At 71.5% G+C, this 12220-nt stretch carries 10 protein-coding genes; 4 read left to right on the top strand and 6 right to left on the bottom strand.

Annotated elements, in window-relative coordinates; all coding sequences use genetic code 11:
* Window positions 1–119: 119 nt before the first annotated feature.
* Window positions 120–704 (top strand): isochorismatase family protein, encoded by a 585-nt coding sequence (locus tag ACZ562_RS23675; RefSeq protein ID WP_471182454.1) that lies wholly within the window; start codon window positions 120–122, stop codon window positions 702–704.
* A 38-nt stretch (window positions 705–742) separates the two neighbouring features.
* Here the strand turns inward: ACZ562_RS23675 and ACZ562_RS23670 are convergent, their stop codons facing one another.
* The gene (locus ACZ562_RS23670; protein ID WP_471182451.1) at window positions 743–1072 is read right to left on the bottom strand and encodes a hypothetical protein; all 330 of its coding nucleotides are present in this window, start codon (window positions 1070–1072) and stop codon (window positions 743–745) included.
* A 121-nt stretch (window positions 1073–1193) separates the two neighbouring features.
* Window positions 1194–3560 carry an immune inhibitor A domain-containing protein gene (locus ACZ562_RS23665; protein ID WP_471182449.1) on the bottom strand — a complete coding sequence of 789 codons (2367 nt, stop codon included), beginning with the start codon at window positions 3558–3560 and terminating at the stop codon, window positions 1194–1196.
* A gap of 478 nt (window positions 3561–4038) precedes the next feature.
* On the opposite strand from ACZ562_RS23665, the gene ACZ562_RS23660 reads away from it, so the two are divergent.
* The gene (locus ACZ562_RS23660) at window positions 4039–4329 is read left to right on the top strand and encodes a hypothetical protein (protein WP_471182446.1); all 291 of its coding nucleotides are present in this window, start codon (window positions 4039–4041) and stop codon (window positions 4327–4329) included.
* A gap of 7 nt (window positions 4330–4336) precedes the next feature.
* On the opposite strand, the gene ACZ562_RS23655 is transcribed toward ACZ562_RS23660, so the two are convergent.
* Window positions 4337–4999: an RDD family protein gene (locus ACZ562_RS23655; protein WP_471182444.1), complete on the bottom strand. Its 663-nt coding sequence runs from the start codon at window positions 4997–4999 to the stop codon at window positions 4337–4339.
* A gap of 89 nt (window positions 5000–5088) precedes the next feature.
* Complete coding sequence (locus tag ACZ562_RS23650) at window positions 5089–7140, bottom strand: RDD family protein (protein WP_471182442.1); 2052 nt, start codon at window positions 7138–7140, stop codon at window positions 5089–5091.
* 285 nt (window positions 7141–7425) lie between these two features.
* Here ACZ562_RS23650 and ACZ562_RS23645 point away from each other — a divergent pair, with 285 nt between their 5' ends.
* On the top strand, window positions 7426–7899 hold the full coding sequence (locus tag ACZ562_RS23645) for an SsgA family sporulation/cell division regulator (RefSeq protein ID WP_471182440.1): 474 nt from the start codon (window positions 7426–7428) through the stop codon (window positions 7897–7899).
* Between the two features lie 39 nt (window positions 7900–7938).
* Here the strand turns inward: ACZ562_RS23645 and ACZ562_RS23640 are convergent, their stop codons facing one another.
* A complete protein-coding gene (locus ACZ562_RS23640; protein ID WP_471182437.1) occupies window positions 7939–9345 on the bottom strand; it encodes an FAD-binding oxidoreductase in 1407 nt (468 codons plus the stop codon).
* A gap of 92 nt (window positions 9346–9437) precedes the next feature.
* Here ACZ562_RS23640 and ACZ562_RS23635 point away from each other — a divergent pair, with 92 nt between their 5' ends.
* A complete protein-coding gene (locus tag ACZ562_RS23635; protein WP_471182435.1) occupies window positions 9438–10871 on the top strand; it encodes a tetratricopeptide repeat protein in 1434 nt (477 codons plus the stop codon).
* A 192-nt stretch (window positions 10872–11063) separates the two neighbouring features.
* Here ACZ562_RS23635 and hppD read toward each other — a convergent pair whose 3' ends face one another.
* Window positions 11064–12209: a 4-hydroxyphenylpyruvate dioxygenase gene (hppD, locus tag ACZ562_RS23630; protein WP_471182433.1), complete on the bottom strand. Its 1146-nt coding sequence runs from the start codon at window positions 12207–12209 to the stop codon at window positions 11064–11066.
* Between the last annotated feature and the right edge of the window lie 11 nt (window positions 12210–12220).

The raw sequence follows: 12220 nt of genomic DNA, 5'->3' as shown, positions 1-12220 counted from the left end.
GCCTCGTGTGCGCCTCGCAGTGCCCCCTCCCCTAGCGCCCGGGAAGTCTCTAGGCTCGGAAGTTCACGGCCTGCCCGCCCCCTTCCTCAGCGAAGACCCCATACAGAAGGACACCCACCATGCGCCGCGCCTTGATCGTCGTAGACGTGCAGAACGACTTCTGCGAGGGGGGCAGCCTCGCGGTGGCCGGGGGTGCCGATGTGGCCGCCGCGATCACCGAGCTGATCGGGCAGGCGCCCGCCGGCTACCGGCACGTGGTGGCGACCCGCGACCATCACATCGCCCCGGGCGGTCACTTCGCCGACAACCCCGACTTCGTGCACTCCTGGCCCGCGCACTGCGTGGCCGGCACCGAGGGCGTGGGCTTCCACCCGAACTTCGCCCCGGCCGTCGCCTCCGGCGCGATCGACGCCGTCTTCGACAAGGGGGCGTACGCGGCGGCGTACAGCGGCTTCGAGGGCCTCGACGAGAACGGGGTCGCGCTGGGCGACTGGCTGCGGGCCCGGGAGGTCGACGAGGTGGACGTCGTGGGCATCGCGACCGACCACTGCGTACGTGCCACCGCGCTGGACGCCGCGCGGGAGGGCTTCCGTACGCAGGTCCTCCTCGACCTCACCGCCGGGGTGGCGGAGGACACCACCCAGCGGGCGCTCGAGGAGCTGCGGGAGGCCGGCGTGGCGCTTTCCGGGAAGCCCGTGGTCTAGGTCCGATGTGTCCGGGCCCCCGAGGGGCTCCTCAGGGGCTACGCCGGTGTCTTCGGCGGCCTCGGCAGGGCCCTGATCGGACGCCACAGCCCCGTCGCGATGACACCGTTGTCGGGTGCCGTGCGCCATATCAGGCCGTCCGGGTGGTGCAGGACCGCCGTGATCTCGTCCGGGGTCGGAGGCTCGGCGTTGCCCCTCAGGTAGACCGCGCGCATGCCCACGTTGCGCAGCCTGGTCAGGGCACGTGCCCGGTTCCGCGCGTGGACGAGCACGCGGACGCCGGACGAGCCGTCGGCGGCGGGGCTGGGCAGGTTCAGCGCCACCACCACGCTGCCTGTCGGCAGCTTGCAGAAACCTCCTGCGGCCATGCGGTCACACCCCCGTGCGAGTCGGTGTCAATAAGAGAAGCACAGGACGCACCTAAACACGATCGGCGGCAACCCGCCAGGGGGCTGCCACCGATCATGCTCTGACCTGGTAAAACGTCGACTACTTCACTGCGGGACCGACCTCAAGGAAGATCACCGAGCCGGTCTTGGACTCCCTGGCGATCTTGATCTTGGTGTTGGTGTCAGTGATCTTGACGCCGGCGAACGGGGTCGCCGCGTCGTAGTAGGTGCTGGTGTGGTCGTTGAAGACCGGCACCCCCTTCGACGACGGGATCCTCGTCTTGACGCCCGCGTTGTGCAGCGTGATGCCGTCCGTGCGGTACAGGCTGAACGGCGAGTCGTACGACTGGACGCGGCTGCGCATCAGCGTGCCGTCGGACCACTTCAGCGCCTTCGGGTGCGAGTCGACCGGGAGGACCAGGCCGACGCCCGGGTGGGCGCTGGTGTTGTTGTCCGCCTGGGAGGTGTCCCACTTCCAGACCAACAGGCCGTTCTGGTACGGGAAGTGCTCCACCCAGTCCGGGCGCGCGGTCGTCAGGAAGCCGAAGTTGTACGGGCCGACCTTGAGGGTCTTGTCGTACGACACGTACTGGCGGTTCTCCGCGATGTAGTACTGCGCGTAGTCCTTGGTGAAGGACGCGCCGACGCGGGTGAAGCCGTTCGCCGTCCAGGCCGCGTCCGCGCTCTCGGCGTTGTCCGAGAACAGGGCCGCGCCGTCGGCGGTCACGGTGATCTGGTCGGCCGCGAAACCGGCCTCCGCGACTCCGCCGTCGGTGGCGTAGCGGAAGCGCAGGTCGATCTTCTTCCCCGCGTAGGCGTCGAGCGGGAAGGCCAGCTTCTTGTACGCCTCAGAGAAACCGGTGAGCGCGGGGTTGCCGCTGCCGTCGCGCGGGATCGCCGTACCGTCGGCCGTGCCGTCGATCGGCGTCCAGTTGGCGCCGCCGTCCGTCGAGACCTCGGTGTAGACGTAGTCGTAGTTCGCCTCGGCGGCCCACCAGCCGTCCAGGGTCAGCGTCGCCGAGGACTTGCCGGTCAGGTCCACGGAACGGGCCAGGCTGTTCTTCAGGTTGTTGCCGCTGCCGCTCCACCACTGGGTCGCACCCTGTGCCGGGGTGACGAGTTCGGTGGTGACCGCCTTGTCGGGCAGCGAGACCACGAGGGCCTGCTTGTTGCGGGTGTTGTACTCGGCGACGCCCAGCTTGTGCCTGGACTTCTTCCCGGCCTTCGCCTTGCCGTAGTCGAGCCAGCCCAGCTGCAGCTTGTCCCAGGCGGTCATGTCGCCGGGCAGGTCGCCGATGGCCTCCTTGCCGGTGCCGAGCCAGGAACCGGAGGACATCAGCGTCCAGAAGCCGGTGGAGTTCTCGCCGCCGCCGGTGGTGTCGTAGTGGTCCGGCAGGCCGAGGTCGTGGCCGTACTCGTGGGCGAAGACGCCGAGTCCGCCGTTCTCCGGCTGGATGGTGTAGTCGCCGACCCAGATGCCGGTGTCGCCGATCTGCGCGCCGCCCAGCTTGTTGTTGCCGGGGCCGGTGGCACCGGCGTCGGTGCCGAACGCGTACCAGCGGTGGGCCCAGATCGCGTCCTCGCCCTGCACACCGCCGCCGGCCGACTCGTCCTCGCCGGCGTGGACGATCTGGAAGTGGTCGATGTAGCCGTCGGACTCGTTGAAGTCGCCGTCGCCGTCGTAGTCGTAGCGGTCCCACTGGTCGTAGTGGGCCAGGTCCGCCTTGATGTCGGCGTCGGACTTGCCGGCCGCCTTCTGCGCGGCGACCCACGCGGTCACGCCGTCGCTGACGACGTTCCACACGCTCGGGCAGTTCTTGTCACCGCAGGCGTTGTTGCCGTAACGGGCCTCGTTGTAGGGAACCCTGACCCAGTCGGTGACCTCGCCCTCGATCGAGTAGCGGCCCGAGGACTGCTTCTCGTAGTACTTCTTCATGGACTCGACACCCTTGCCGGTGCCGAAGTAGAGGTCCTGGAAGTGCGCCTGGTTGTAGTCCGCCTGCCAGGCCGTGCTGTTGTCGCTCGCCCGGTCGGGCTGGGCTATCCGGTTGTGCAGCGGGCCGGCGGTGCCGCCGTACCGGCTGTCGATCTGGTCGCCGAACTCGACCAGGATCGTGAAGATCTGGTCGGTCTTCTCCCGGCCGAGCTCGACGTACTTGCTGTCGCCCTTACGGCTCTTGAGCCGGACGACCTGTGAGCCGTCACGGTCCTTGACCGTGGCGTCGCCGGACAGGACCTGGTTGAGGGCTTCCTCGCGCTGGGCCTCCTGGGTCTTGGACAGCGGGCCGTCGAGATCGTGCTCGGTGTCGGCCTTGGCCGGCCGTGGGTCGTGCCGGTCGACGGCGGTGGGCTGTGCGGCGGCCGGGTCGGCGGCCTGGGCCACGGTGAACGTCGAGAACGTGGCGGTGGCCGCCGCGAGCGCGATACCGATCGCGGCCGCTCTGAACGTCCAGGGTCTGCTGGTCACTTGAGATCCTCCCCCGCGTCCGGGCGCGCGGACGGAGGGTGGTGGTCAGGCAAGGTCCGCGCGCGCGTGATCAACGCGTGTAGTCAAGTGACGTCATTTGACTAGAGGTTCATAAGAAAAGACAGACCTTGACTTGCACAGGACAAGTGCACTATGCAGAGGCCCTTCAGGGGGGTGGTGGACCTCCAGCCTTCCGGACGGACCTTCGCCGCATCAGCCGACGTGTCGCCGACGACCGTGATCGAGGCGGGCTGCACGCTGCGTCGAACCTGGGCAACGGGCGCGCGGACGCGTCCACGTGATGGACGCCATGACTCCGTGCGCCCCCAATGCACCGGCACTGTTGGTTAGGTCACGCTTACTGTTCGTTCCACTCGGGCATTCAGCCGATTAGAGTCGATTGGCGGAACGCCGGGACATCGGCGCAAAGCCAGGCCGACGCCCCCCGTGGATCCCCAATTCCGAGGACACGATTGCCATGCCTCGTCCGACTGCCGCACAGCTCGCCTACGGTTCGTGCACCGTGATCTTCTCGACACTCGCCATGCTGCTGCTGTCACAGACGAGTTCGGGCGTGGGGATCGCCGTCATCTCCGTCGCGGCGCTCGCCCTCGGGCTCCTGGTCGCCATGACGGTGCCGCTGCCCAGGCAGCGCGTCGCCGACGCAGCCCGGCCCGCCGCCGCGCAGCCGGCACAGACGCCGGTGCCGGCCTCGGTGGCTTCGGCGGCGGCGGCGACCGAGCCCGTGCACGAGAGCGCCGCTTCCTGACGCGACGTCAAGTCACGGTGACGACCACCGTCTTGGCCGCCTTGTCGTGCAGGCCCTGCTTGTATGGCTTGTCGAAGAAGCTCCAGCCGCCCGAGATCGCGGTCCAGACGCAGGCGCAGCAGAACGCGAACGGAATCCACAGCACCGCCGAGCGCATCAGCGTGGCCTGCACGGAGGGCGTGGCGCCGTTGTCGAGGTTGGCCACCCGCATACCCAGCCATTTCTTGCCGAGTGTCTGCCCCGACCTGGCGATCATGACGGTGTCGTAGCCGATGTAGAGGACGGCGGCGACGACCGACTGCGCGAAGGACTTGCCGACCTCGATCCTGTCGCTGTCCACCTCGTACTCGCGGACGTTGAAGGCCCAGGTGAGCAGCCAGACGACGATGCCCACGAGGATCATGTCGATGATCCGGGCGAGGGTGCGCTTGCCGTTGTCGGCGAGCGGCGGCATGCCGGCCAGCGGGTCGGCGGGGTGGGGACCGCCGCCGCCACCGCCATAGGGGTCACCGCCGTAGGGCCCGCCCTGGTAGGGCGGGGGCTGGCCGCCGTGCGGCGCGTCGTACGGCGAGCCCGAGCCCTCTCCGGGAGTGCCGGACGGGGGCTTCTTCCGGAACGGGTCGTCCTCCGGTGGCTGCTGACCGGAGCCGGGAGGCGGTTCGCTGCTCATGGCCCGAGTCGACCGCGAACGCCCCGGCTCCGCATCCGGCGAGCGGCCGTCCGGAGTACCGAATCAGGTGCTCCGGACGGCGTGTGCGGTCATCCCGCCACGAACGTATGCGCGGCCTTGTCGTGCCAGCACTGGCGCCACGGCCGGTCGAACAGGCACCACACGACTCCCACGACACCGACGACGAGCAGACCGGGCACGCTGTAGACGAGCCAGCGACGCAGCGACTCACCGAAGGTCGGGGGCTCGTGGGCCTCGATGTCCCGCACCTCCAGACCGAGCAGCTTCTTGCCGAGGGTGCGGCCCCACTTGGCCGTGGGCAGCGCCTCGTAGAGGACGCCGAAGACGAGCAGGACGGCCAGGACGATGCCGAGGTACACCGACGTCGTGCCGTCGAGCAGCCAGACGGTCACGGTCTCGCCGGAGAGCTTGGCCGCGTCGATCTTCTCGTTGACATGGTCGATCGCCCGCGTGCCGAGCGGTACGGCGGCCACCGCGGTGACGCCCGCGAGGACGACGGTGTCGATCAGCCGGGCGGTCAGCCGCTTGCCGAGTCCGGCGGGTCTGGCCGCCGCCTGGCGCCGGGCGGCTGCCTGGAACACGTCCTCGACCGGCGGCTTCCAGGGCGCGACGGGCTGCTCGTCCCCGCCCCCGGCCAGTTGGTGCACCTGCTGGGCCCAGGAGGGCTGACCGCCGCCGGGGCCACTGGTCATCGGGGTTGTGGCGGCTCCCGGCTGCGGTGCGCCGGGCTGAGCGGGCACCGCCGGGGCGGCGGTCCGCTGCACGGGGGCCGCCGACTGCGGGCCGGCGGCCGAATGCGCCTGCTGCGGGCCGGAGAGGGCCGCCGGGGCGGCGGGGAAAGCCGGGGCGGCCCCGCCGCCCGCCCCTGGCTGAGCCGCCGCGGTACGGGCGGCGGCGGCCTTCCCGGCCCCGAAGCCGGGAGCGCCGGAGCCGCCGTCCGAAGCCTGCCCGGCATCTGCCGCTCCGGCCACACCGGCACCGCCCGCCCGCGCGGCCGGCGGCGTCGCACTCGTACGCCCCGGCTGCGCCCCTGGCCCCGCGTGCTGCTGCCCCGTGCGCGGGGCCAGCGCGCGGAAGGTCATGGTGCCCTCATCGCCGACGGGTGCACCTGAGGCCCCCGAGCCGGCTGTGCCGCCGACACCACTTCCGCTCGCCGGGCCGGGGATCCGGGGGACTCCCGCGGCGCCACTGCCCACCGGGCCGGAACCGGCGGGCACGCCGCCACCGTCCGCCGGGCCCGGGACGCCGGGAGCCCCCACGCCAGAGCCACCGCCGACATCGCCGCCGCCCACCGGGCCGCCACCGAATCCGCCGCCGGCAGGGCCGCCGTCCGACGGACCGGTCACGCCAGGAGCGAGCGCGCCGGGGGCGCCGCCGCCCGACGATCCAGTGCCCGCGGAACCGCCCGCACCGAATCCGCCGCCCGCCGGGCCGATGCCCCCGGAGCCGCCCGCACCGAATCCGCCACCGGCGCCCGCCGGGCCAGGGCGCTGCTGGGCGCCGCCCGCCGGACCAGGTACGTCCGCGCCGGGAATGCCGCCGTCCGCAGAGCCGGAACCGCCCGCGTCGCCCCGGGCGTCCGCGGCAGGGTTGGCGTCGCTCGGGTCGGTCGTGGGGCGGCGGAACACGAACGTGCCCGCGGAGGCGATCGCGTTGGCGTCCGCCGTGTCCGCGGGAGGGATCGTCGCCGTGCCGTCGGTGCCGTCGGAGCGGCCGTCCGGCTGGGCGGATCGCCGCGGGCCGGCGGTCTGCGGGGCGCCCCAGGACACCCGCCGGTCCTGGTCGCCGCCGAAGCCGGACTGCTGGGAGCGGTCGGCGCCCCAGGCGGACGCGGGCTCGGGGCGGCTGCCGTGCTGGGCGTCCGCCGCCGAGGGCGGGCCGGTCGGATCCTCGTCGAAGAAGTGCGGGCCCGTTTCCTCCACCGGGGCGGAAACGGGAGCGGGAGCGGCCGCGGCCGCGGACGGCGGGGCGAGCGGCTCGCCGGCCGTCGGTGCAGGCCTGCTGGTGCCCGGCACCCAGGCGGCACCGTTCCAGTACCGGACATATCCAGGAATGGAGGGGTCCGGGTAATACCCTTCGCGGGGCCTGTCGTCACCGGGGGCCGGGGTTGGGGCGCTCATGTCCGTCGTCCCGTATCTGCTCGGGGGTCAAATGGCGGCCTCCACATCTATCAGACCGGCGCAACCCCCACCGACAGTCCCACCGGACCCACCCTTTCCGGGCAACCTCATACACGTACCTCTCACGACCGGAGCGCCCGCGGAACAGTCCCAACACGGTCGGAAAAAAAGTTCCTCGAACCCGCGTAATGCTTCGCGCCCCGCCCCCTCTCCACTCGTACGGGCCCGCGCAGCGCTCGTACAGGAGTCACGAGAGAGCGAGAGAGCGAGAGAGGAACCCACGACATGGACACCGTTGTAGAGCGGGAACTGGAGCTCAGACTCATCCTGTCGGCGGAGCGCAGCGTCCCCGTCCCGGCGCGGCTGAGCTACCTCGGCGACGACCCGTACGCCGTCCACATCACCTTCCACATAGACTCCGACCACCCCGTGAGCTGGACGTTCGCCCGGGAACTGCTGCTGGAGGGGGTGTTCGGGCCGTGCGGGCACGGGGACGTGCGGGTGTGGCCGACGAAGGTGGCGGGGCGCAGCGTCGTTCTGATGGCGCTGAGTTCGCCAGGCGGGGAAGCACTCCTGGAGGCCCCGGCGGCGCAGGTGTCGGCCTGGCTGGAGCACACGCTGCATGCGGTCCCCCCGGGCACCGAGGCCGATCAGCTCGGCATCGACGACGTGCTGGCCGAGCTGCTCACGCCGACCCCGGCCGACGACCTGTGGCTGTGCGAGCCCCGGCCGTCGGACGACGCGGCGGACGGGGAGTGAGACGTATCGCCCGTGCTTCGGAACAGACGCGGCGGTGCGTCAGAACAACTTGCCCGGGTTGAGGATGCCCAGCGGGTCGAAGGCCGCCTTGATCGCCCGCTGCATCTCCACCCCCACCGGGCCGATCTCGCGCGCCAGCCACTCCTTCTTCAGGACGCCCACACCGTGCTCGCCGGTGATCGTGCCGTCGAGTTCCAGGCCGAGGGCCATGATCTCGTCGAAGGACTCACGGGCGCGCCGCGACTCGTCGGGGTCCTGGGCGTCGAAACAGACGGTCGGGTGGGTGTTGCCGTCGCCGGCGTGCGCGACGACCCCGATCGTGAGCTGGTACTTCTCGGCGATCCGCTCGACTCCTTCGAGCATGTCGCCGAGCCTCGACCGGGGCACGCACACGTCGTCGATCATCGTCGTTCCGCTGACCGCCTCCAGCGCGGTGAGGGACAGCCGCCGTGCCTGGAGGAGCAGTTCGGACTCGGCCGGGTCGTCGGCCGGTACGACCTCGGTGGCGCCGGCGGCCTCGCACAGCGCGCCGACTGCGGCGAGGTCGGCGGCCGGGTCCGGGGTGTCGAAGGCCGCGAGCAGCAGCGCCTCCGTGCTCTCCGGCAGGCCCATGTGCGCGAGGTCGTTGACCGCCTTGACCGTCGTGCTGTCCATCAGTTCGAGCAGGGACGGCACATGGCCGCCCGCCATGATCCGGCACACGGCGTCGCAGGCGGCGGCCGCGGACGCGAACTCGGCCGCGAGCACCAGCTGCCCGGGCGGCTTCGGCCTGAGGGCCAGGATCGCCCGTACGACGATGCCGAGCGAACCCTCGGAGCCGACGAACAGGCGGGTGAGGTCGTACCCGGCGACTCCCTTGGCCGTGCGGCGGCCGGTGGACATGAGCCGCCCGTCGGCCAGCACCACGTCAAGGCCGAGGACGTACTCGGCCGTCACCCCGTACTTCACGCAGCACAGGCCGCCGGAGGCGGTGCCGATGTTGCCGCCGATCGTGCACATCTCCCAGCTGGAGGGGTCGGGCGGATAGCAGAGGCCGTGTTCACCGACCGCGCGGGACAGGGCGGCGTTGATGACGCCCGGCTCGACGACGGCGATGCGGTCGACGGGATTGATCTCGAGGATCCGGTCCATCCTCGTCAGGGACAGCGCGATGCAGCCGTCGGAGGCGTTGGCCCCGCCCGACAGGCCGGTACGGGCGCCCTGCGGGACGACCGGGACGCGTAGCCCGGTGGCGGTGCGCATGACGTGCCGGACCTGTTCGACCGTGCGCGGGAGCACGACGACCGCCGGGGAGCCGGCCGGGCAGAAGCTGGCCATGTCGTTGGCGTAGGAGGCCGTGACGTCCGGGTCGGTGAGCACCGCTTCGGCCGGAAGACCGCTCAGCAGACGGTCGACGAGGTTGCCTGTCACTTCGTCGCGAGGCGCTTCGATACGGCTCATGATCACAGCGTCGCACCCGGGGCCATCGGTGTGAACCCCGTCTGCGCCGACCGCCGTATGCCAGGGGGAGGTCGTCGTACGGACGCACAGTGAACGCCATGGAGAACCACGAGGAGGCTCCCGCACCCACACCCGCGCCCGCACCCGGGCCGAGGGGCAGGCGGGGTCTGATCACCGCCTCGGTCGCCGGGTGCGCCGTGCTCGGCGGGGCACTGACGCTGCTGCTCTGGGGCGGGACGGGGGACCGGGCGCCCGGTCCTGCCGCCGGTGCACAGGCGCTGACGGCGGTGACCGCCGGGGTGCCCGCCGCGCTGCCCGGCCTTGCGGTGCTGATCGACGAGCGTGAGTCCCACCTGCGGGCGCACCCCGGGGACGCGCTGTCGTGGGCGGTGCTCGGTGCGGCATATGTGGAGCAGGGGCGGCGGACCGCGGACGCCGCGTACTACCCGAAGGCCGACCAGGCGCTGCGAAGGTCGCTGAAGGTGCGCGCGCACGGGAACGCGGAGGCGCTCGGCGGCATGGCGGCGCTGGCGAACGCCCGCCGCGACTTCCCCGCCGCGCGGAAGTGGGCCGAGGCGGCCCGGAAGCTGGACCCGAAGCGGTGGACGACGTATCCGCTGCTGATCGACGCCTGCACGGGGCTCGGCGATCACAAAGCCACCGAGCGGGCCCTCGGCAAGCTGCTGGAGCTGCGCTCCGCGCCGGACGTGCTGGCGCGGGCCGCGGCCGTCTACCGCGACCGTGGCCGGCGCGAGGACGCGGCGGCCGCGCTGTACGACGCTGCGGCGGCGGCTCAGGCGCCCGCCGAGCGGGCGGCATGGCTGGAGCGGGCCGGACAGCTCGCCTGGGAGCGCGGCGACCGGCACGACGCGCTGCGGTACTTCCGGGAGGCGGTGCGCGCCGATCCCGACCAGCGGGCCGCGCAGGCCGGTCAGGCCAGGGTGCTGGCGGCGCTGGGGCGGACGACGGAGGCGCTGAACGTGTACCGCGTCGCGCTCGAGAAGCAGCCGTTGCCTCAGTACGCGCTGGAGCTGGGCGAACTGTACGAGTCGCTGGGGCTGCGGCAGCCGGCGCGGGTGCAGTACGACCTGCTGCGGGAGCGGGTGCGCAGCGCCGCCGCGGGCGGGGTCGACGAGGAGTTGGTCCTCGGGCAGTTCGAGGCGGACCACGGCGACGCGCAGGCCGCGGTGCGGCGGCTGCGGGCGGAGTGGCGGCGGCAGCCCGGGATCGCGGTGGCCGACGCGCTGGGCTGGGCGCTGCACCGGGCCGGGCAGGACGAGGAGGCGCTGAAGTTCGCCACGGCGGCCACGGACAAGGTGCATGGGGGCGGGGTGCGCAGCGCCTTGTACACCTACCACCGGGGCATGATCGAACGGGTGTTGGAGCAGTACGGGCCGGCGCGGCGGCATCTGCAGGAGGCCTTGCGGATCAACCCGTACTTCTCACCGCTGTGGGCGCCCCGGGCTCGCGCGGCGCTGGCGGAGCTGGGCGAGCCCCCGGCAGAGGGCCCGCCCGCGGACGACGAGCTTTAGGGATTGCAGGCGGAGATCGCCGCGGCACTAGTGCCGCGTCAGCCGAGGTTCGCCCCGTCGCGACGCCCGGCACGCCCTCTCGCCGCACCGGCCGAAAGCCCGAGTACGTCCAGTACGAGAACTTCCGGCCGGCACGCCGAGAGCACGCACCGGACGCCGCTCCTTGACGGGCAAACCTTGGCTGACGCGGCACTAGAGATTGCCGCGCTTCGCCTGCTCCCGCTCGATCGCCTCGAACAGGGCCTTGAAGTTGCCCTTGCCGAAGCCCATGGAGCCGTGTCGTTCGATGATCTCGAAGAAGACGGTCGGCCGGTCCTGGACGGGCTTGGTGAAGATCTGCAGCAGATAGCCGTCCTCGTCGCGGTCGGCGAGGATCTTCAGCTCGCGCAGCGTCTCGACGGGGACCCGGGTGTCGCCCACCCACTCCCCCAGCGTGTCGTAGTACGAGTCGGGGGTGTCGAGGAACTGCACGCCGGCCGCCCGCATCGTCCGTACCGTCCGCACGATGTCGTTGGTGTTGAGCGCGATGTGCTGGACGCCGGCGCCGCCGTAGAACTCCAGATACTCGTCGATCTGGGACTTCTTCCTGGCGATGGCGGGCTCGTTGATCGGGAACTTGACCTTGAGCGTGCCGTCGGCGACGACCTTCGACATCAGGGCGCTGTACTCGGTCGCGATGTCGTCGCCCACGAACTCCTTCATGTTGGTGAAGCCCATGACCTTGTTGTAGAAGCCGACCCACTCGTTCATACGGCCGAGTTCGACATTGCCGACGCAGTGGTCGATGGCCTGGAAGGTGCGGTGGGCGGGCGGTTCGACCATCGGGGCGGCCGCGACGAAGTCCGGGAGGTACGGGCCGTCGTACCCCGTCCGCTCGACCAGGGTGTGACGGGTCTCGCCGTAGGTGGCGATCGCGGCGAGGACGACCGTGCCGTGCTCGTCCTTCAGTTCGTACGGCTCGGCCACCGCGCGCGCCCCGTGCTCGATCGCGTACGCGTAGGCGGCGCGGGCGTCCGGGACCTCGATGGCCAGGTCGACGACGCCGTCGCCGTGCTCGGCCACGTGCTGGGCGAGGAAGTGGCCCCAGGGGGTGACCGGCTTGATGACCGAGGTGAGGACGAAGCGTGCCGAGCCGTTGGCCAGCACGTACGAGGCGGTCTCACGGCTGCCGGTCTCCGGGCCGGAGTAGGCGACCAGCTTCATGCCGAAGGCGGTGGAGTAGTAGTGCGCCGCCTGCTTGGCGTTGCCCACGGCGAAGACGACCGCGTCCATTCCCTTGACCGGGAAGGGGTCGGCCTGCCGGGCGGTGTCGGGAGTGTGGTGAGTGGTCTGCGTCATAGCCGAAGCCT

This window comes from Streptomyces sp. NPDC040410 (genome assembly GCF_055595715.1).
This window is presented reverse-complemented; position numbering and strand designations above follow the sequence as displayed.

Bases quoted from the DNA above. Each gene is read 5' to 3' on its own strand.
- hppD (WP_471182433.1), bottom strand. From the start codon at position 12,209: ATGACGCAGACCACTCACCACACTCCCGACACCGCCCGGCAGGCCGAC.
- ACZ562_RS23645 (WP_471182440.1), top strand. From the start codon at position 7,426: ATGGACACCGTTGTAGAGCGGGAACTGGAGCTCAGACTCATCCTGTCG.
- ACZ562_RS23655 (WP_471182444.1), bottom strand. From the start codon at position 4,999: ATGAGCAGCGAACCGCCTCCCGGCTCCGGTCAGCAGCCACCGGAGGAC.
- ACZ562_RS23650 (WP_471182442.1), bottom strand. From the start codon at position 7,140: ATGAGCGCCCCAACCCCGGCCCCCGGTGACGACAGGCCCCGCGAAGGG.
- ACZ562_RS23660 (WP_471182446.1), top strand. From the start codon at position 4,039: ATGCCTCGTCCGACTGCCGCACAGCTCGCCTACGGTTCGTGCACCGTG.
- ACZ562_RS23635 (WP_471182435.1), top strand. From the start codon at position 9,438: ATGGAGAACCACGAGGAGGCTCCCGCACCCACACCCGCGCCCGCACCC.
- ACZ562_RS23670 (WP_471182451.1), bottom strand. From the start codon at position 1,072: ATGGCCGCAGGAGGTTTCTGCAAGCTGCCGACAGGCAGCGTGGTGGTG.
- ACZ562_RS23675 (WP_471182454.1), top strand. From the start codon at position 120: ATGCGCCGCGCCTTGATCGTCGTAGACGTGCAGAACGACTTCTGCGAG.